The organism is Bacillus sp. JJ1503 (genome assembly GCF_036965125.1).
GTDB lineage: Bacteria > Bacillota > Bacilli > Bacillales > Cytobacillaceae > Cytobacillus.
In genome coordinates this window covers 1-20396 of record NZ_JBALOZ010000156.1, presented here as the reverse complement: position 1 = coordinate 20396, position 20396 = coordinate 1, and the positions used below count along the sequence as shown (strand labels likewise).

At 38.6% G+C, this 20396-nt stretch carries 17 protein-coding genes; 10 read left to right on the top strand and 7 right to left on the bottom strand.

Annotated elements, in window-relative coordinates:
* Positions 1-89: 89 nt before the first annotated feature.
* The 4 genes from V7149_RS12950 to ahpC form a co-directional block, all read right to left on the bottom strand.
* Complete coding sequence (locus tag V7149_RS12950) at positions 90-992, bottom strand: EamA family transporter (RefSeq protein ID WP_335346046.1); 903 nt, start codon at positions 990-992, stop codon at positions 90-92.
* A 257-nt stretch (positions 993-1249) separates the two neighbouring features.
* Complete coding sequence (locus tag V7149_RS12945) at positions 1250-2458, bottom strand: MFS transporter (RefSeq protein WP_335346045.1); 1209 nt, start codon at positions 2456-2458, stop codon at positions 1250-1252.
* Positions 2459-2755: 297 nt separating this feature from the next.
* Positions 2756-4285 carry an alkyl hydroperoxide reductase subunit F gene (ahpF, locus tag V7149_RS12940; RefSeq protein ID WP_335346044.1) on the bottom strand — a complete coding sequence of 510 codons (1530 nt, stop codon included), beginning with the start codon at positions 4283-4285 and terminating at the stop codon, positions 2756-2758.
* 12 nt (positions 4286-4297) lie between these two features.
* A complete protein-coding gene (gene ahpC, locus V7149_RS12935) occupies positions 4298-4867 on the bottom strand; it encodes an alkyl hydroperoxide reductase subunit C (RefSeq protein WP_335346043.1) in 570 nt (189 codons plus the stop codon).
* A 569-nt stretch (positions 4868-5436) separates the two neighbouring features.
* Between ahpC and V7149_RS12930 the strand changes: the two genes are divergently transcribed.
* From V7149_RS12930 to V7149_RS12905, 6 genes are all read left to right on the top strand, one after another.
* Complete coding sequence (locus V7149_RS12930) at positions 5437-6366, top strand: hydroxymethylglutaryl-CoA lyase (RefSeq protein WP_335346042.1); 930 nt, start codon at positions 5437-5439, stop codon at positions 6364-6366.
* 195 nt (positions 6367-6561) lie between these two features.
* Positions 6562-7578: an ABC transporter substrate-binding protein gene (locus tag V7149_RS12925; protein ID WP_335346041.1), complete on the top strand. Its 1017-nt coding sequence runs from the start codon at positions 6562-6564 to the stop codon at positions 7576-7578.
* Between the two features lie 17 nt (positions 7579-7595).
* Positions 7596-8372, top strand: a complete 777-nt coding sequence (locus tag V7149_RS12920; RefSeq protein WP_335346040.1) for an ABC transporter ATP-binding protein — start codon at positions 7596-7598, stop codon at positions 8370-8372.
* Positions 8369-9220: an ABC transporter permease gene (locus tag V7149_RS12915; protein WP_335346039.1), complete on the top strand. Its 852-nt coding sequence runs from the start codon at positions 8369-8371 to the stop codon at positions 9218-9220. Before V7149_RS12920 ends, V7149_RS12915 begins: the two co-directional genes overlap by 4 nt.
* A gap of 178 nt (positions 9221-9398) precedes the next feature.
* Positions 9399-10739, top strand: coding sequence for a sigma-54 interaction domain-containing protein (locus V7149_RS12910; RefSeq protein ID WP_335346038.1), 1341 nt, complete (start codon positions 9399-9401; stop codon positions 10737-10739).
* 209 nt (positions 10740-10948) lie between these two features.
* On the top strand, positions 10949-12160 hold the full coding sequence (locus V7149_RS12905; protein ID WP_335346037.1) for a CaiB/BaiF CoA transferase family protein: 1212 nt from the start codon (positions 10949-10951) through the stop codon (positions 12158-12160).
* A gap of 110 nt (positions 12161-12270) precedes the next feature.
* Here V7149_RS12905 and V7149_RS12900 read toward each other — a convergent pair whose 3' ends face one another.
* Together V7149_RS12900 and V7149_RS12895 are read right to left on the bottom strand one after the other, a co-directional pair.
* Positions 12271-13467, bottom strand: a complete 1197-nt coding sequence (locus V7149_RS12900; RefSeq protein ID WP_335346036.1) for a M14 family zinc carboxypeptidase — start codon at positions 13465-13467, stop codon at positions 12271-12273.
* A 377-nt stretch (positions 13468-13844) separates the two neighbouring features.
* A complete protein-coding gene (locus tag V7149_RS12895) occupies positions 13845-14369 on the bottom strand; it encodes a DinB family protein (RefSeq protein ID WP_335346035.1) in 525 nt (174 codons plus the stop codon).
* Between the two features lie 185 nt (positions 14370-14554).
* Between V7149_RS12895 and V7149_RS12890 the strand changes: the two genes are divergently transcribed.
* Complete coding sequence (locus V7149_RS12890; RefSeq protein WP_335346034.1) at positions 14555-15802, top strand: pyridoxal-phosphate-dependent aminotransferase family protein; 1248 nt, start codon at positions 14555-14557, stop codon at positions 15800-15802.
* A 210-nt stretch (positions 15803-16012) separates the two neighbouring features.
* Here the strand turns inward: V7149_RS12890 and V7149_RS12885 are convergent, their stop codons facing one another.
* Positions 16013-16471, bottom strand: a complete 459-nt coding sequence (locus tag V7149_RS12885) for a DUF2269 family protein (protein ID WP_335346033.1) — start codon at positions 16469-16471, stop codon at positions 16013-16015.
* A 354-nt stretch (positions 16472-16825) separates the two neighbouring features.
* Between V7149_RS12885 and V7149_RS12880 the strand changes: the two genes are divergently transcribed.
* The 3 genes from V7149_RS12880 (at position 16826) to V7149_RS12870 (ending at position 20302) form a co-directional block, all read left to right on the top strand.
* Entirely contained in the window at positions 16826-17512 is a 687-nt protein-coding gene (locus tag V7149_RS12880; RefSeq protein ID WP_335346032.1) for a response regulator transcription factor, read from the top strand.
* Positions 17487-19562 (top strand): HAMP domain-containing sensor histidine kinase, encoded by a 2076-nt coding sequence (locus tag V7149_RS12875; RefSeq protein WP_335346031.1) that lies wholly within the window; start codon positions 17487-17489, stop codon positions 19560-19562. The genes V7149_RS12880 and V7149_RS12875 overlap by 26 nt, the downstream gene beginning before the upstream one ends.
* 368 nt (positions 19563-19930) lie before the next feature.
* A complete protein-coding gene (locus tag V7149_RS12870; RefSeq protein WP_335346030.1) occupies positions 19931-20302 on the top strand; it encodes a hypothetical protein in 372 nt (123 codons plus the stop codon).
* The last annotated feature ends 94 nt before the right edge of the window (positions 20303-20396 follow it).

Genomic DNA, 20396 nt, shown 5'->3' with positions numbered 1-20396 from the left:
AGCGCTAGGTTTTCATTTAATTATATTGAAGAGCTATTTAAAAAGATTAAAGCAACATAAAGTCATTTTTATAAACCCATTCTAAAACTCTATCCCCTAATCTGCTTCCTAAACTGAAAAAGGCTCGTACCGAGTTCGTTCAACGCAATTGCTGCTAAGATAATAGCCGTGCCTAACCACTGAAGCGGTGTTATCGTTTCTGATAAAATAATGCTTGCTGATAGGATGGCGATCGGTAATTCAATGGATGTTAGTATATTGGCGATGCCTCCCGAAATTAAAGGCGCGCCCATCGCGAAAAATAGTGGAGGAAGGACAGCTCCAAATAACGAAACTCCAACAGCACTGGTTATTAAGTTTGCCTCCAATGGCAGTACAGATGGAATTTCACGCATGAAAATGACAAGAACTAAGATTGTTGATCCTGTTGCCATCAATGAGGTCCGAGTCCATGGATCCACATTTACAGCGACCTTTCCACTGAAAAAAATAAATCCCGCATAAGTAAATGCAGATAGAATACCAAAAAGGATACCTTTGAAAGGCAGACCCTGTATGTCCCCATTTAATACATTCGAAGCAAAAAAGACTCCTACTAATATTAAAATGATAGACAATATGGTTACAGGTGCAGGTTTTATTTTGCTGAAAATCCATTCTAACATGATTCCTATCCAAACGAATTGAAACATTAAAATGATGGCCAATGAGGCAGGCAAATATTGCATGGCCCCATAATAAAAAATACTTGTTAATCCGGTAAAACAACCGGTCATCATTATTTGAGGAATATTCTTTTTAGTAAGCCCTTTAAAACTAGCACGTTTTATTAGAGTAAAAGACCATAGTAAAATGGAGGAAATTAACATTTGAACGATATTAATTTGGCCAAGTGTATAGCCGAAGCTAAACCCCAATTTAGCAAATACCGGTGTAAACCCAAAAAAAGCAGCACCTATTAACACAAATAAAATACCTTTATTTAATTTCATTGCGAGACCTCCTTGGTGCTGAAATATTACTATACTATTATAGCATAAATAGAGGATTGGCTATCCCAATCCATAGGGTGTGAAGATCTTTAAGGAAACTATTATCTATTAAAACAAGCAAAATCGGATGGTGCCAGTACACCACCCGAAGTCCAAAGCAAAAAAATAACCCCTCTGAAAAAGGGTCTTTAGAAAAGGGCATAGGTTAACCCAAATCATTTTATGTTCTGATAGGACTTATCCAGAGCCCCTATAAATCAGAGCGATTTTTTTACAACCAAAGAAATAAATGAAAGTGTACAAATGAAGGCAAATCCAATGAGGAGCCAAAATGCGGCATCAAATGAGCCTTTAGATCCTTCAACGATGAATCCAATGGCAATAGGTGTGACAAAGCCTGCAAGCTGCCCGCCAAAACTAACAAATCCCATTGTTGACCCGACAATTTGTGTAGGCACAGTCTTTAGAACACTTGTTGGAAGAAAGATAATGATAAACGCACCAAAAATCATGATAATAGTTTGATAAACCATGAATTCAGTGACACTGCTTGCATTAAACATAAGATATAGCAAAATTCCAACAAAGGCTGCGCTAATGATGCCGTAAATATATTCTTTTCCCTTTGGTAATTTATCTAAAATATAACCTGCCCCAAATGTTCCGATAATGGCTGCCAATCCAGGAATGGCAGCAATCCAGCCCAATTCAAGCAGTTCTAATCCTCGAATGTTTACGAGATAGGTGGGCATCCATGATAAAAGCCCCCAATTAATAGCATTTACACTAAACGAAGCAATAAACAAGCTCCAAACAAAAGGGTATTTTAAAAGCTGAAGTAAGGATTTTGGCTGTTGAATGTTTAATTCTTCTTTGACATTCTCTTCTACTGATTTAGGATCTTTTATGTAGAACCAAAAAATGATTGCTAAAACAACACCTATTACACCTATGATCCAAAACATTGCACGCCACCCAATGGTCGCCATCATCGTTGTTGCAAATATCGGTGTCAAAATCCCTAAAAAGGCCCCTGATGAAAGAACAATGGCCATCGCTCTTCCTCGTTCCGATAACGGAAAAGTTTGGGCGATAAGCTTTGATCCAGCTGGCATATAGCCCCCTTCTCCAATACCGAAAAAAAAGCGAATCATTAATATGGAAGTTAACGACCAAGCTGCCCCCGTTAAGGCAGTAAAGATGGACCACATGATGATGGCAGTGATCAAAACTTTCCTTGAACCAAAACGATCGGCTAACCAGCCTCCAGGAATTTGCATAAGGGCATAACCTGCAAAAAAACTGCTAAGCAAGAATCCTGTTGAAGTTGCACTAAGCTGCAAATCTTTCGTAATGGAAATGACAGCATAGTTCATCACAAATCTATCTAAATTTCCAAGCGACCATCCAGCAAATAATAAGGCTAATATGAAATGCTTTTCTTCCCATGCTTTAAATTTCGCCAAAATTCTCTCCCCAGTCATTTAGAATTGGGTGCTGATCTTATTTCTTCATTTATAAAAAGTGTGATTGCTTTATGACGGACAGGTTTCCGTCATATTCTGCCTGAGCTGTCCGTAATCGTCCCTATGACAGCCCAGTCTCCGCCGTTATTGCCTCAAATTTAAGGTTAATAAGACGACCCCTAGGAAAAAAGTCTAGTATTATATATATTTTATAATTGGTGTATTAGCACATAAAAAAGAAAGTCACTATACTATCATTCAGATAGCACAGTGACTTTCAAAAATATCAGATTATCATTAATTCCGAATCAAATAATCAAATGCTCCCAAGGATGCATTCGCACCGGAACCCATTGAAATAATGATCTGCTTATATGGACTGTTCGTACAGTCCCCTGCAGCAAACACGCCAGGGATGTTCGTTGCGCCACGATTGTCGACAACGATTTCACCGATTCTAGTTTGTTCAATGGTTTCACCTAACCAGTCTGTATTTGGCACAAGACCGATTTGAACAAATACTCCCGCCAATTCAATATGCTTCTCTTCTTCAGAGTCACGATCAACGTAAGTAATTCCGTTTACCTTATCAGTGCCGGTAATTTCTTTCGTTTGAACATTCTTCAAGACTGTGACATTCGATAAGCTGTTAAGACGGTCTTGGAGTACTGAATCTGCTTTAAGTTCTGGATTAAATTCAAGAACGGTTACATGTTCGACAATTCCTGCTAGGTCGATGGCAGCCTCAACGCCGGAGTTACCGCCGCCAATAACAGCGACTTTTTTCCCTGCAAATAATGGGCCATCACAATGCGGGCAGTACGCCACACCTTTATTCTTAAACTCAGCCTCACCAGGTACGCCGATATTGCGCCAGCGAGCACCTGTTGAAAGGATAACGGTTTTGCTCTTTAGAACCGCGCCGTTTTCCAGTTCAACTTCAATAAGGTCTTTCTTTTCTAAACGCTTAGCACGCTGTAAGTTCATCACATCGATGTCATACTCTTTCACATGCTCTTCAAGGCTTGCGGCGAGTTTAGGACCTTCCGTGGACTTTACACTGATAAAGTTTTCGATGCTAAGCGTGTCCATAATCTGACCGCCAAAGCGTTCAGCAACAATACCCGTGCGAATGCCTTTACGTGCTGCATAGATGGCCGCACTTGCACCTGCTGGTCCGCCTCCCACAACAAGGACATCGAATGGATCTTTATCAGCAAACTCGGACGCATCTGGGCCGCTTCCCATTTTGGCAAGGATTTCTTCGAGTGACATACGGCCGCCGCCGAATTCTTCCCCATTAAGGTATACGGTGGGTACAGCCAGAATGTCTTTGCTTTCTACTTCTTCTTTATATGCAGCCCCATCGATCATAGTATGTGAAATATTAGGGTTAAGAACGCTCATCACGTTTAATGCTTGTACTACATCAGGGCAGTTGTGACAACTTAAGCTGATGTATGATTCAAAGCGATATTCGCCCTTAATGCTTTTCACTTGATCAATGACTTTCTGATCGACCTTCGGAGCTCTTCCACTTACCTGAAGCAGAGCTAACACTAATGAAGTAAATTCATGGCCAAGAGGGACACCAGCAAAAGTTACTCCGGTGTCTTCGCCGATACGATTCACACTAAAGCTCGGTGTTCTTTGTAATTCTGTGTTCTCAACTTTTATTTTCTGTGACATAGTGGCTAATTCATCAACTAAAGCCAGCATATCGCGAGAAACTTCATCAGATCCCGCACTTACTTTGAGAAGCACTTCGCCCTCCATCAATTGAAGATATTGGGCTAATTGTGCTTTTATATCTGCATCAAGTATCATGGATGACACTCCTTAAATTTTCCCTACAAGATCAAGGCTTGGCTTAAGTGTAGAAGCACCTTCTTGCCATTTTGCCGGGCAAACTTCACCTGGGTTGTTACGCACGTATTGTGCTGCCTTAATTTTATTTACAAGAATACTTGCATCACGGCCGATGCCGCCTGCGTTAATTTCAAGTGCTTGAACAACACCGTCTGGATCAATGATGAAAGTACCGCGATCTGCAAGACCTTCTTCTTCGATTAGCACATCGAAGTTGCGAGAAATTTGTTGTGAAGGGTCGCCAATCATCACATATTTGATTTTATTAATAGTTTCTGAATGATCATGCCATGCTTTATGTGTAAAGTGTGTATCTGTTGAAACAGAGAAAACTTCCACTCCAAGACCTTTTAGAGTAGCATATTCGTTTTGAAGGTCCTCAAGCTCAGTTGGGCAAACGAAAGTAAAGTCAGCTGGATAGAAGCAAACAACACTCCATTGTCCTTTCATGCTTTGTTCAGTAACCTCAATAAACTCGCCGCTGCCTGCATCATAAGCTTGTGCTTTGAATGGTAGAATTTCTTTTCCGATTAGAGACATATTAAATCTTCCTCCTATATATGTTTTTAAATCTTAGATAGTTTGGGCATAAAGCCATAATTTTAAAAGGAAAAAATGATTAATATTTTTTTTAATCATCATTCCTTAATTAAAATAATTCTAATACAACACTCATTATTATATAGAATTTACTTTTTGTCAACAATTATACTTAACTTTTTTTAAATACGTTGCGATACATACGGAAGTCATTGGAATGAGGGGTCCAGTCTTATCTTGTAATGAAGGGATTTACTTTGATTTTGCATCGGAATTTATTTTTTCAATTACTATTGTTAGTTATCAATTAACCAATGTTTTCGGAAATTAGATGACTACACAAAAAGAACGACTCAGGAGTTTTACATGTCTTTCATATGTTGCAATTTGGTTGCACAAGACATTTTGAATGTGTATTTGCAACGCAATCGTATATTTTATTTGAAAAAAAGAGTCATGCTAAGGTGAAAAAAGGGGCTAATTAGGCACTGTTTTGAATTGGCACGGATATTGCAATGTACATGTTTAGGATTGGGTTCAATTTTATTTTAGAAGGAAGGTGCAAATTCATGAGAAAGCAAATTACGATGACAGAAGTGGTGACGAGGGATGGTTTTCAAATTGAACCTGGATTTATTGAAACGGAATATAAAATTTCACTGATTAGGCGATTAATGGAGGCTGGTGTAAAGCGATTTGAAGTAACTTCATTTGTTCATCCTAAATATGTGCCTCAGATGAGTGATGCGGAAGATGTTATGCAAGGATTGTCTGATCGGCCTAGTGATGTTGTATTTTGTACACTGGCGCTAAATGAGAAAGGGGTAGATAGAGCGATTGCTGCAGGCACTGATGAGATCAATTTTACTTTTTCGGTTAGTGAAACACACAATCGTAAGAATAGTCGCCGGTCTGTATCTGAAAGCTTGGAAAATATCCGGTTTTTAATTAGGAGAGCAGAAGAAGAGAGGATACCTATTAATGTAGGGATTGCTACTAGTTTCGGCTGCCCATTCGAAGGGTTCTATAAGCCGGAGCGAGTGCTCCCTCTCATTGAACGGTTAACAGATTGGGGAATAAATTCAATTATGTTAGCGGATACAACAGGAATGGCTCACCCTTTGCAAGTAAGAGAAACTTGTCAAAAGGTCCTTGAACAATTCCCTGATGTAACCCTTCAACTGCATCTTCATGATACAAGAGGAATGGGAGCGGCTAATGTAATGGCAGGCTTAGAGGCGGGAGTCACACGTTTTGATAGTTCCCTTGCTGGCATCGGTGGTTGTCCGTTTGCCCCAGGAGCTTCGGGAAATATTTGTACGGAAGATATTGTGCATATGCTTGATTTGATGGGTTATGAAACAGAAATGAACATTGATCAATTAATTACTATAGCTAAGGAGCTGGAAGGAAAGCTAGGAAAAACTCTTCCAGGCCAGATCATGAAGGCGGGGAAAAGCTCGGATCTTCATTCAAAAGAATGGCAGCCTGCAAGATAAATAAGTGCAAGTGTCGGTAAATCCTTTTGTTGATAGTTAAAAATCACTATATTGTTTTTCGATGTCTTTTAAAGAAGGTTCTGAAAATAAAATACAGAATATTTAAACTTATTTAATTATTATAATAGCATTCTTGGCGTCTAGACATGTAAGTTTATCTAAAACTATGCTCTAAAAATTGGAGGGGTTAGGTTTATGAAGAGATTCCTTTTTTCATTAGTTTTATTAGTGTCTATCATACTTGCAACAGCATGTAGTAGTGGGGAGACGAAAACATCCTCAGGGGAAAAAGCAAAGGAAAAAGTGATTATTGCTGAGGGGAATACTGGATTTATGCTTACACCCATTTATGTTGCTAAGGAACAAGGCTTCTTTGATGAAGAGGGCCTAGAAGTTGAGGAGGTTTCAGTGAGCGGAGGGTCAAAGGCGCTGTCGGCTGTTATTGGTGGTGGGGCACATATCGGAACTGTTGCCCTAGTCGATATCATGAAAGCGATTGATAGCGGTCAAAATGTGAAAGTATTCGGGGCGTTGTTTAATCAGGTGGGAACAAATATTGTGATGAATAATGATATTGCCACTGAAAATGGCATTAGTGAAACTTCATCGATGGCAGATAAAATTAAGGCGTTAAAAGGACTGAAAATTGGAATTAGCTCACCAGGAAGCGGTTCTGATCATATTATCCGAATGCTATTAGAGTCAGAGGGAATCAATCCGGATCGGGATTCTGAATTAATACCTCTCGGACAAGGGGATGCTCAGCTTGCAGCTTTCCAAAAAAATGAAATTGATGCGTTTGTCTATGCTTCCCCGACAACTGATATGGCAACCACTCTCAATGGGATGATTCTTTTCAATTTCAGTAAGGGAGAGGTTGAAGAATACGCTGGAATGGCTTATTTAACCCTTGTGGCAAAAGAAGATGATCTGAAAAAGAATAAAGAGGTCTACCAAAAAGTAGCCAATGCGATGGCGAAAGCCGGTAAATTTATTGAAACAGAAAAAGAAGCAACAAAAGAAATATTGAAAAAGCATATACAAGGGATCGACCCCGAAGTGTTTGATATTGCATTTGAGAACAATTATCCTGCCTTTGCTAAATCACCTGTCATAACAACAGATAGTTTTAATAAAAATATTAAGTTCGGTGGAATTGATCTTCCTTTTGATAAAGTGGTAGACAATGAGTTTGCAGAAAAAGCGAAATAAGTTCAAGGAGGTACAAAATGATAGAGTTTACGAATGTTTCGAAGTACTTTGAACGGGATGGAAAACGCGTTCTTGCTGCAAAGGATATTAATCTTGAAATCAATCAAGGGGAGTTCTTAACTGTTATTGGTCCCAGTGGATGTGGAAAATCAACAGTTCTTAATATGTGTGCAGGATTAATGAAACCAAGCTTTGGTGAAGTAAAGTATAAAAAACAACTTGTAAATGGGATTAATACAAGTGTGGGCTATATGACGCAGAAGGATAATCTTTTACCTTGGCGAACAGTTAGAGGGAATATTGAAATTGGGCTTGAAATCAGGGGAATTGGCAAAAAGGATCGTGAAAGGGAAAGTGCAGCATTCATTGAGATGGTCGGATTGAAAGGATTTGAAAACCATTATCCGCAGGAATTATCAGGTGGAATGAGACGGCGTGTTAGTTTGGCTAAAATGCTCGTCTATAATCCGGAAACCCTTTTACTAGATGAACCTTTTGGCGCATTAGATGCCCAGCTTCGATTAATTCTCCAAGATAAGCTGCTCAACATTTGGCAGGAAACAGGTAAAACCATCATATTTGTTACTCATGATTTAGATGAAGCTGTTTTGTTAGGAGAGCGTGTTGCTGTATTCAGCAAGCGTCCAGGGACAATAAAAAAAGTGGAGGAAGTGAATCTCCCGAAGAAGCGCGATGTATTTAACCTGCGTATGACTGACGAATTTAGGAAAGTGCATGCGAATCTATGGCAATCCTTAAGAGAAGAGTTTGTGGAGGAGGTAAATGCAGTATGACCTCTCAAACAAATGCAACAACTAGTAAGGAGAACGTGCAAGTTTTATTTAACGCCGAGGAGCCCATTCGTACATCCTCCATTTTTAGTAAAAAGCTAAAGATACAGGGCATTCGAGTAGCTTTTCTCCTATGTTTCTTAACTCTTTGGGAGTCAGCTGCAGGGCGCCTAATTGATAAATTCTGGATCAGCTCCCCAAGTGATATTGTGAATACTTTACACAAGTGGGCAACTTCAGGTGATTTATTCTTCCATCTTGGGATCACGCTGCAAGAAACATTTATTGGATTTTTCATAGGGGCTTTAGCAGGCTGTGTCGTAGGATTTGTTTTGGGACGGTGGTCTTTTGCAGCGCAAGTCATGGATCCTTTTATTACCGCCATTTATAGTTTGCCAAAGGTAGCCCTAGCACCCTTATTTATATTGTGGTTTGGGATCGGAATAGAAATGAAAATTCTCTTCGCAGCAATGATTGTTTTCTTTCTTGTATTTTTTAATACATTTGCCGGTGTCAAGGATGTAGATGAAGACCTATTGGATAATATTCGCTTAATGGGAGCTTCTGAAAAGCAGATTGTAACAAAGGTGATCATTCCTTCTGCTCTTACTTGGGTTTTCGTTGGTTTAAAGTTATCTGTCCCATATGCATTAATTGGTGCGGTCGTTGGAGAAATCACAGCTTCCAATAAAGGGATTGGATTTTTAATTCAATATTCTGCTGGAAATTTTGATACAGCAGGCACATTTGCAGCTCTTGTCATACTAATGATTGTTTCGATAAGTTTAAATGGAGTACTTATGCTCCTAGAGTCGCGATTGCTTCGTTGGAAAAAAACAAATTCAAGGTAACAAGATCATAATTTGTTAACCAAGGCTGTCACCATTTTATTGTGACGGCTTTTTTTCTGTTCAATAAAGGACGGACTCTTGTCTGTTTACTGCGAAGTAATCTATACTTGTCTTATATTATAAAATTCAAATAAATCAAATTATTTAAATATTAATAATCAAATTTCAGGAGGTTATAATGGATGAAAAACTAGAAAAACAAATTCAATTTTATCGGAAAATAGTTGAGTTGACCCATGCGGGTATATGCGGGATTGATAATGAAGGACGTATCATGATCTACAATCAGGCTGCAGCTGACTTCCTTGGTGTTCCAATTGATGAGGCTATTGGAAAAATGGTAACGGACGTTAACCCAAAGCAGCCAGGGATCACGCGTGTGCTGACCGAGCAAAGTGTTCAGCATGATCAACTGCGTAAAGTTGGACAAAGAACTGCGGTCATCAACCGATCCCCTATTTACTATGAAGGCAATCTGATAGGTGCGATTTCAAGTGTACAAGATATTACGGAATTACAGCAATACGAAGAAAAAATTCGCCGTCAAGTTAATAATCAAGGATTAAAAGCGAAATGGACACTTGAAAACATTGTTGCTAAATCAAAAGTCATGCAAAGACTTATTGAGCTTGCCAAAAAGTATGCTGCAGTTGATTCAACTTTGCTTTTACAAGGAGAATCGGGGACAGGTAAAGAGATGCTTGCTCAAGGAATTCATATGGTAAGCAGCCGGAAGCAAGGCCCATTTGTCGCTTTGAATTGTGCTGCTTTACCTGAAACTCTACTGGAAAGTGAATTATTTGGATATGAAGATGGGGCATTCACAGGCGCCAGAAAAGGTGGGAAGCCCGGACTTTTTGAGCTTGCTCACCGCGGAACGATATTTTTAGACGAAATAGGGGAATTGCCAATTCTTCTCCAAGCCAGATTGCTTCGTGTTTTACAAGAACGAGAAGTCATGCGTGTAGGCGGCAATAAGGTGATCCCGGTAGACGTAAGAATTATTGCAGCAACCAACCGTGATTTAGTTCAACAAATGCACGAGGGATTGTTTAGAGAGGATCTTTATTTTCGACTAGCTGTATTAGTCTTAAGAATTCCGCCCTTACGGAAAAGGGGAGAAGATATACCTTATCTGATTGAAGCATTTTTACGAGAGTGGAAGAAAACAAATCATTACAGTTTTACTGATGAAGAAATTTATAAGCTGCAAAACTATTCATGGCCCGGAAATGTTCGAGAGCTCCGCAATCTTATGGAAAGGGCGTTTGTGTTATTAGAAGCAGGTGAACCACTTGATATTTTCAGTCCAGATGTATGGATTTCTACTGAACAAAGACAAGCCAATAAGGCAGATAGCGATGTGCCAGTGATGGCGAAGAAAGAAGAGAATGAGGAGGATAGGATTACTCGAATACTGGAAGAGGAGAAAGGGAATATCGGACAGGCTGCTAGTCGATTAGGTATGCATCGTTCAACCCTATGGAGAAAAATGAAAAAGATTCAATCCAATAAATAACTCTCGATTTTATGAGCTGACTTTGTCAATGGATCAACTGTATATAAAAATTTCACTCTCCTACTATTTGTAGGAGTTTTTTGTTGCGTAAAAGTTGCTTAATGTTGCATGCAACAAAGGGCAGGTAGATTCTTAGTTGCAAAGAGAAACGATTACAGATTAACGTACAGTAAAACCCTTGCTAGTTAATGATTTACAGGATTTGAAGTATGTATTTTTATTGGCACGGAATTTGNNGTGCATTTGTAGCTGGGCCTTTCGCTTCAAGGCTTCTTGGAGAGTTTGGGGCTGAAATTATTAAAGTGGAATCTCTTGAAGGGGACCAACTCCGGCAATGGGGGCTCCATGCGCCAGGTCAAGACTCTTATTGGAGTATGGTACAAACGCGGAATAAACGATCAATCTCCGTTAATTTACGTTCGATAGAAGGTCAAGATATTGTTAGAGAGTTAATTTCGGAAGCAGATGTTGTCCTTGAAAACTTCAAACCAGGAACACTTGCGAAATGGCGTTTATCCCATGAAGATATGAAAGCTATTAATCCGAAACTGATCATTACGAGTATATCAGGTTTTGGTCAAACAGGTCCTTATCGGGATTTGCCTGGATTTGGAAATATCGCAGAATCTATGGGAGGGATTCGTTATGTAACAGGCTACCCTGACCGACCGCCAGTAAGGGTAGGTCTTCCGATTGGTGATACGGTAGCGGCTCTTTATGCGGTTATTGGAACTCTTTTTTCCTTGTATTATCGAGATGCGCAAAATGGGGAGAAAGGTCAGGTTGTGGATGTAGCACTCTATGAATCTGTTTTTAGTTTCTTAGAAGGGATGGTTCCTGAGTATGCTCATATGAACAAAATACGGGAAAGAACAGGAAATCAACATGTCTCAACAGCCCCTTCAAATGTGTATCCAACAAAGGACGGTAAATGGGTGGCCATTGGTGCGAATAGTGATTCGTTATTTAACCGTTTGACAAGAGTGATGGGGCGCGTTGATTTGGAGCAGGATCCACTTCTTCAGGACAATAAAGGACGTGTGAAAGAAGCTGATCGTTTAGATGAAGAAATTGCATTATGGACACAGCAATATAATTTGTCAGATGTGATGGATCAATTAAATGCTGGTTCAATCCCAGCAGGTCCTATTTACAATATAGAGGATATCTTGGCCGATCCCCATTATCAAGAACGAGACATGTTCCTTACTGTGCCTGATGAACGAATAGGGGATATTGTCATGCCGGGCATTGTTCCGAAACTAAGTGAAACCCCAGGTGAAGTTCATTGGGCGGGTCCTAATTGCGGGGCACATACCGAAGAGATTCTTAGTGACTTGGGTTATACGGAGGAGCAAATTGAATCATGGGTAGAAAAAGGGATCATTAAAACAGCAGCCACAGTTGAAAAAACCATTTAATTTTTTGTGCAATAATAAGCTAAAGCTGTCCGGAAAGTCATTTTTCATGACTTACTGGACAGCTTTTTTCATCTTTTTTTCTAAAATTGTAGCAAATGAGCAATTATTTTTTACAATCCGCCAGGAGTTCTTACACTTATCGGAATGTTTTCATAATCTTCTGGATTTATTTGATGGACAGATCCATCTGCCACGCCGTTAATAATGCCCATAAGGCCGGTTTCGACCGTTTTAACGAGCTGGCCTTTCTTCTTTTGCCCGAAGTTTTGTGTTTGGCCGCTTACTTCAAATAGGACTGTTCCACTTCCATTTAAAGCAAATGAACCTAGAGCAGTACCAGGCAGGTCAATTTTTTGATCATATAATGAAATATTGGTAAAGACCGAATTTCCTTTTGCTTGTAAGGCATTATAGACTGCTAAATTCAATTGGCGTGAGAAGTCATAATTGAAGTTATCCGCGTAAGCAGCATATTTTTCTCCGCCAGGACTGTTTGGATTCGTAACGAACTTGCCTGAAATGGACATTGTTACTCGATCATCCGTCCCCTCTACATAAGGGAATCCTTGGTGGTGGAGATCAACGAATACATCCACATTTCCAAACTCCGCCTTCAAGTCTTTGTATACATCTCTTACCGTTTGTGCTTCCGGTGTAATAAACCAGCCGTATTTATTAGATGCTCCTGGGAAATCCTCTGCCTTAGGAACATAGTTCAGGTCCGGGTTGAAATCACGATTCACGTCAAAGCCAGGGTTCTTATCATAATTCCAGCTTCCTGGAGTAGAATAATAGTTCCACGCAGGCTTCACACTTGCAAGCTGAGGAAATTTAGCAACGACCTCTGACCAATCCATATCATTCGCACGGCGGCTCAGCTCAGAACCATCCACATTCATCATCGGAATGACAACAATGGTAAGCTCATCTAAGATTTTCTTCGCTTCTTGCGAATTGCTGGATCCCAGATTTTGTAGAATGTTTAGGAGTGCAACCGTTCCCGTTTTCTCATTACCATGAATTTCACTTTGGATCAGCACAACCTTATCACCATGACCAACCGAAACCTTATAAATTCCACGTCCCTGGTTTGTATACCCAGCTGTTTCAACACTAACTTTTCCTTGGCTCGATTTTTGAATCTGCTCTAGCTTCTTTCCGAGCTCTTCATAGCTGATGAAGCCTTCAATCGATAGATTTTCCCCCTGCTGCGGACTTGGCCCTGGATCTGCTGATCCCACTGTCGGTACTGCAAATAAAGATGCTGCTAAAGCCGTTGAACTTAACACCTTCAAAACCTTTTTCATTCTTATTCCCTCCTCTTTTTATGTGAAGATAAGGAGGTAATTCCACAGTTTTCTGTTGATTCCTCTATGTTCTTAGAAAATGAATAGATCAGACTAAGAAACTGAAAAAGGAGATGGGGAATAATATTCATATTTTTCAGATTAATTAAAAATATCACTTCTTATGAACTATTTTGGCAGGTCATTCTTTTGGAATACAGAGCTTTGAAGACCGAGGAAGCGATAGCGGCCTCCATCGAACGAACTCTTTGATTTTTTTAGGTGCCAGAATACCATTCAGAGCAGTAGTCTCATGTTGGTATCTGGCATTTTTTTATACGAAGGTCATTAAGATCTCTAGGTTTTATTTAGGATCATTCTATTTTCTAACGTTATTATTACTTTTTTAATATACTCAAATATTCCTTCCAAGGACCAACGTCTTCCCGATATCTTTTGGCCATAACCCGGATTATTTGAGAAATATGTGTTAAATCATGAACAACCCATGTAGAAAGTAATTCCCCTAGTTTTACTGCACCAAATTCGGGGTGTGAACCAGTCAATTCAAGATGTAATTCAGGTTTAATTAGAGACTTCAAGTTGTCTATATTTTGTGCTCTAACCATTTTAAACTCAAGCAGCCTTTGTTCAATCGATTCTTCAGTCCTTTTATTTATATGTGAATATCGGTCAAACGCGGGGAAGGGTTTATTTTCACCTTCCTGAAGAATGATTTCTAGCCTAGGAATCCAATTGTTTTTTTCACATTCAATGAGGTGTTCTATCACTTCAGAGACATTCCAGGTTCCCTCGCCTTCATTACATTTCAGCCATTCTTCAGATAAACCAGCTAAAAAAAACTCTAATGTTTGTGGAGTGCGCTCTAGAACTTCAATCGCTTCTTTCATATTAAAATTCATATAGTGCTCTCCTTTCATTCTTTAAAAATATGTATACCTTGTATGTAAGGGCTCTAATATAATTGGAACTGTTTTACTATTTAGTTTTTTGAATTGTCCGTTGATTCGAGCACTTTATCCTGTTAAAATTTATTTTATAATTATTCATATACTTTTAAATTTATTCATAATAGGAGATTACATCTATGACCAAATATAAAGATTTAAATGTCCCCCTCAGAACAATTATGACACCGGGGCCGGTAGAGGTTGATCCAAGAGTATTAAGGGCGATGGCTACCCCGATTTTAGGACAATTTGATCCTGCCTTTACGAATATCATGAATGAAACGATGGAAATGCTCCGAGAATTATTTCAAACAGATAATCACTGGGCATTTCCGGTTGATGGGACTTCGAGAGCAGGGATCGAAGCAGTCCTATGCAGTATCATTGAACCCGGAGATAAAGTTTTAGTTCCGATATACGGCCGTTTCGGCTATCTTTTAACTGAAATCTGCCAGCGCTATGGAGCAGAGGTGACGACAATGGAGGTTCCTTGGGGAGAAGTATTTGATCCGGAAGTTGTCATAAATAAGATTCATGAGGTTTCTCCAAAAATAGTGGCCATTGTTCATGGGGAAACATCAACTGCCTGCATGCAGCCGCTAAAGGAAATTGGGGAAGCTTGCCGTAATGCAGATGTTTTGTTAGTTGTCGATGCAGTAGCTTCATTAGGAGGGGTCGACATCAAGGTGGATGACCTCAAGCTTGATGCAGTTATTGGCGGTACACAAAAATGCTTATCCGTTCCAGCTGGATTGGCTCCGATTACTTATAACGACCGAATTAAAGAAGTGATCAATAAAAGAAAAAGCATTGAATTGGGCCTGAAGAAATTCCAGAGCGAGCCATCTAATAATCGAATTACAAGCAATTATTTTGATTTAGCACAGCTTCAGGATTATTGGAGTCCAGTCCGCTTGAATCATCATACGGAAGCGACCAGTATGCAATATGCTTTAAGAGAAGGGCTTCGTATTATTCTTGAAGAAGGCCTTGAAAACCGCTTTGCCCGCCATAAGTTAAATGAAAGAGCATTAGTGGCAGGAATTAAAGCGATGGGCTTGGAGTTATTTGGTGATGAAAAGCATAAGCTCCCTGTTGTGACCGCTATTGAGATCCCTGTAGGAATTGACGGAGAAGAGGTACGTTCCATGATGCTAGAAGATTTTGAAGTGGAAATTGCCAGTTCCTTTGGACCGCTTCAAGGCAGGATTTGGAGAATTGGAACGATGGGATATAGCTCCCGCAAGAAAAATATTCTTCATGTTCTTTCGGCATTAGAAGCAACCCTTATTCGAAAAGGCCTTCTTGTGAATAAAGGCGAAAGTTTACAGGCAGCATTGGACGTATATGATGAATACAAAAAGAAGAATGTTGAAACGAATTAAAATAAATTTAATGATTGGAACTGGAGTATATATTCCAATTATTAATATCTAATGAAGGTGCTATTCTAAGAATAGGCCTTTTTCATGTCCTTAAGGACATAGAAAAGGTGAAATCTCCAAAGTGTGTCCTTTACTCGTGAAATAATTGTATGTGAGTAAATTTCTTTATTTGTAAATGAAAAAGACAAACCAATCGGTCTGTCTTTTTCATCAAAATGGTTTTACTGACATTAAAACAATCATAACGATCGCAATTATGCTAGCTAGTGATAACGCCGTATCTGATTTTTTATTTAACTCTGTGACCTCTTCCGGAATGTCATTGCCTTGAAAGCTCTCCAAAATCTCAGCTGCTTTTTTTGACTTTTTCCCCGCTATCCCAATGACTAAAATTTGAGCAATAATGTACAAAATAATCGAGGCAATATACCAGCCGGCTGTAAACAAATGAGTGTTCAGCACACCCATTACGAGCCCCGTAATGAATAAAGTGATACTCCCTATTTTCACCGGCTTTTCAAGTTTGCTTAATAAATCGTTCGTCCACAGTAACTGTTCTTTTGTCTTAGGAACTCTTGAAATAATGGAAAAGATAAATGCTGGCCCCAGTCCAACCACCGCGGCAATCACATGAATCAATACTAATGCCTCATACAATGTCATATCCATCTCTCCTCCTTTTCTCCTGCTTTTTATTATATTCAATTACCTGATTATTCGTAATCTTATAATTTCGAAGGAGAAGAATATTTTTAATAATCCTTTCCTCTAAATGGCTTCACCCGGAAGCTGGTAATGTAGAGGTCACCATCCGGACCAAACATCAAATCTTCAGGCAGTAGCTTAGTAAATGGAATCTCTTTTCTGTGGAGCCCAGAACCTATATTATTTTCATAGGATCTAATACTAAGAAAATCTTAAGATTTACATAAAGAGTTTGTTAAGATTTATTGGCTATCCTACCTTTAGAACAAAAAGTAAAGGGGAGATAGGCCATCGATTTTATAGGCAGGAGTGAATGCAATGAACATATTGGTTTGTGATGATGATCAGGCGATTGTGGATGCGATTGGAATTTACTTAGAAAATGAAGGCTATCAAATATTTAAAGCTTTTAATGGGATCGAGGCGATTGAAATCATCGATGATCAGGAGATTCATCTGATTATCATGGATATTATGATGCCTAAGATGGATGGAATAAAGGCGACCATGAAGATTAGAGAAAATAATAAAATTCCATTGATCATGCTTTCCGCTAAATCAGAGGATTACGACAAAATATTAGGATTAAATATAGGAGCAGATGACTACATAACGAAGCCTTTTAATCCTTTAGAGCTCATCGCAAGAGTAAAATCGCAGCTTAGAAGGTATACAACATTAGGCGGGCTGGAAACAAAGAAAAATGTATTTAAAACGGGTGGACTTATGATTGATGATGAAAGCAAAACGATAACGGTCGATGGAGAGGCAGTCCACTTGACACCGGTGCAATATAAGATCCTAAAGCTTCTGACAGCGAACGCCGGGAGAGTATTCTCCATTGAGGAAATTTATGAAAAAGTATGGAATGAAACAGCCTTCAGTCCAGAAAATACGGTCACCGTTCATATTAGAAAAATTAGAGAGAAAATTGAAATCAATCCGAAAGAGCCCAAATATTTAAAGGTGGTGTGGGGAGTTGGATATAAAGTTGAAAAAGTTTAGCCACTTAATGACAACAAAAATAATTGTTTTTATCTTAATGATTACATGTTTTACAGGTGCCATCCGAGCAACTGTAGATTTAGATGTCTATGATAATTTTGGACTCGTTTTTGAAGACAACTACTTTCGCAGTAAATCATTTGAAAGGGACAGTGAACCTCTTATTTATGATCTCACTAGACTGATCGGGGAATATAAGAGTGAGGAACATATTTTAAATGGTGGAACGATCAGTGAGAATGAATTAAGAAACGAAGAAGAAAACTTATTCCTCGACTACCACGAGAATTCGAAAAGTTTTAATCCAAATTTAAGTGAAGCAGAAAACTATGAAAAGTTTAAGGAAGAATATGCAGATAAGATCTCTCAGGCAAGAGACAGGCTGATTAAGAATGATTTAAGAGAATTTCATTTATTATTGCAAAATATAAAAGAGGTTAAAGGTCCTTTGTATTTTGCCAGTGATGGGGAAAATCTATATAAGAACAGTTCGCAGACGGAAAAGGGACAGTTTAAAACTTATCCAACTTACTTAATTTTAGAGAATTATTCAAGCGAGATCTACCCAAAAGAAATAGAAGAAAATGAATCCTTCTATTGGTTAAATAAAGAGGAATTTGGTCAGAAAGGTCAGGTTATTTATATCGCCTTTACGGACGAATTTTTAAATAACAAAATAAAAGAATGGAAAGAAAATAAGGCAAGTGCTACAAAAAGCTTTTATAGATTAGTAGGATTTTTAACAGGATTTATTCTTTTATTTCTATATTTGGTATATGTGGCTGGGAGAAAGTCATTTAAGGATCAAGAGGTACACTTACATGTAGTAGATAAATTATATGTTGATATAAACTTTTTCCTATTCTCAGGACTTACAGTGATATGGGTTGCCACAATGGAATCTGTGGGTTTTACAAACATGGACAAAGCAGTCATTCCGATCACGATTCCGATTTCTGCAGCAGGATTTATGCTAATTTTATCACTAGTTAGGCATATCAAAAATAGAACGTTCATCAAGCATACGTTAATTTATAAACTCTTCTCGATGCTGTTTAAGTTTGTAAGGGATGTATATGATAACGGAAATGTTGCGGTAAAGACGGTTCTGATCGTCATTGGATACCCCATATTGATTGCTTTAACATTTTTCATGTTTCCTATCACTTTAGGTCTCGCAGCTTGGTTTTCCTTAAGAAGAATCAAGTCATTTAATGCCATAAAGAAAGGGGTAGAGAGAATAAAAGATGGGGATATTCATCATAACATCGATGTTGGCGGAAAGGGAGAGTTTAGTAAACTTGCTGCTAACATAAACAGCATTACGGATGGTTTGAAAAAAGCTGTAGATAGCGAATTAAAAAGTGAGCGGCTAAAAACAGAGCTAATCACGAATGTATCCCATGATATAAGAACACCATTAACTTCTATTATTACCTATGTAGATCTATTGAAAAAGGAAAAGGACCCAGCAAAGGTAGCAGAATATGTCGAAGTATTGGATCAAAAATCGAAAAGGTTAAAAACACTGACTGATGATTTATTTGAAGCAGCAAAGGCTTCCAGTGGAAACATACCAGTTCATTTTGAGCGAATTGACATCGAATCGCTAATAAATCAAGGTCTAGGGGAAGTTAATGACAAAATAGAAGAGCAAGGTTTAGAGTTTAAATTCAATTATCCTAAGGAAAAGGTATATATTTCAGCCGATGGAAAATTATTATGGAGGTCCATTGAAAACGTATTATCCAATATATTCAAATATGCTCTCAGAGGATCAAGAGTCTATATTGATATCGAGGATGTAGGCAACGAAATCCTTCTCACCTTCAAGAACATCTCAGCCTATGAGCTGAATATTTCCGCAGACGAATTAATGGAGCGTTTTACAAGAGGAGATGAATCTAGATCCAGCCAAGGCAGCGGATTAGGGCTATCCATTGCCGAAAGCCTGACTGAAATACAAAAGGGTAAATTTAGTATTCAAATTGATGGAGACCTATTTAAGACGATGATTTATATGCCTAAATATAAAAATAGCAATGAATGAATCTGAGGAAAAAGATTGGGGATAGGATNNATACAGGTAACTTGGAAAAAATGGGGGTAGATGAAAACACAGGCGGAATATGTAAAAATCACCATCCGAGAATTAAATTGAAAGGGTGAGTTGGGAAATAAAGACATTTTATTTATTACAATATTCTACAAAATAGTAAGCGAATCGTTATTTTTCTTAATTCGTGTGACATATCATGGTAATCTCTCTAATTTATAGTATGAGTCAGGCAGTCATAGAGCTGCTAGAATCTGTATTTTCTTATTCTGCTATAAAGGGAGGTGTTGCTAATACATAAAATTTGTAGAGAAACATCTATCAGCAAGTAAGAGAATAAATAATAATAGGGAGATGAAAAGATGAGTAAAAAACAGATGAATTCAAAAAAAGAAAGTAGAAAATTAGCGAAAAAAGTGGCCCCTTTTGTGATGTCCACATCTATGGTAGCTACTGCATTCTTAGCTGCAGGAGCACCATCTTCCGCCGCAGAGCTTGATAATAAAGGAGTTAATCCAGAAGTTGTGAATCAAGTAAAAAACCACGGCCAGAAAGTCTCTAAATTAGCTACTAGTCTGCCAGGATCTCCTGAGAAAGGAAAATTGATCAGTGAATTAGCGAAAGATAAATCGTTTAAAACCGTTAATCTTGATACAAATGATGATAAAGATGAACCAAAACCGGATGAAGAAGATGGCGAAGAAGGAGCACAGGCTACTGACGAAGTAGCATAACCTGCTGATGATGGACAAGCTGAAGAAGGCACAGAAAATGCAGAGTCAGAAGAAAAAACAGATGATGCAGCAGAAGAAGCGCAAGGCGAAGAAG

What these genes read in the sequence shown, in the direction of transcription:
- V7149_RS12950 (WP_335346046.1), bottom strand. Translation starts at nt 992, where the DNA reads ATGAAATTAAATAAAGGTATTTTATTTGTGTTAATAGGTGCTGCTTTT.
- V7149_RS12915 (WP_335346039.1), top strand. Translation starts at nt 8,369, where the DNA reads ATGACCTCTCAAACAAATGCAACAACTAGTAAGGAGAACGTGCAAGTT.
- ahpF (WP_335346044.1), bottom strand. Translation starts at nt 4,285, where the DNA reads ATGATACTTGATGCAGATATAAAAGCACAATTAGCCCAATATCTTCAA.
- V7149_RS12870 (WP_335346030.1), top strand. Translation starts at nt 19,931, where the DNA reads ATGAGTAAAAAACAGATGAATTCAAAAAAAGAAAGTAGAAAATTAGCG.
- V7149_RS12925 (WP_335346041.1), top strand. Translation starts at nt 6,562, where the DNA reads ATGAAGAGATTCCTTTTTTCATTAGTTTTATTAGTGTCTATCATACTT.
- V7149_RS12895 (WP_335346035.1), bottom strand. Translation starts at nt 14,369, where the DNA reads ATGAATTTTAATATGAAAGAAGCGATTGAAGTTCTAGAGCGCACTCCA.
- V7149_RS12910 (WP_335346038.1), top strand. Translation starts at nt 9,399, where the DNA reads ATGGATGAAAAACTAGAAAAACAAATTCAATTTTATCGGAAAATAGTT.
- V7149_RS12920 (WP_335346040.1), top strand. Translation starts at nt 7,596, where the DNA reads ATGATAGAGTTTACGAATGTTTCGAAGTACTTTGAACGGGATGGAAAA.
- V7149_RS12885 (WP_335346033.1), bottom strand. Translation starts at nt 16,471, where the DNA reads ATGGATATGACATTGTATGAGGCATTAGTATTGATTCATGTGATTGCC.
- ahpC (WP_335346043.1), bottom strand. Translation starts at nt 4,867, where the DNA reads ATGTCTCTAATCGGAAAAGAAATTCTACCATTCAAAGCACAAGCTTAT.
- V7149_RS12900 (WP_335346036.1), bottom strand. Translation starts at nt 13,467, where the DNA reads ATGAAAAAGGTTTTGAAGGTGTTAAGTTCAACGGCTTTAGCAGCATCT.
- V7149_RS12890 (WP_335346034.1), top strand. Translation starts at nt 14,555, where the DNA reads ATGACCAAATATAAAGATTTAAATGTCCCCCTCAGAACAATTATGACA.
- V7149_RS12930 (WP_335346042.1), top strand. Translation starts at nt 5,437, where the DNA reads ATGAGAAAGCAAATTACGATGACAGAAGTGGTGACGAGGGATGGTTTT.
- V7149_RS12880 (WP_335346032.1), top strand. Translation starts at nt 16,826, where the DNA reads ATGAACATATTGGTTTGTGATGATGATCAGGCGATTGTGGATGCGATT.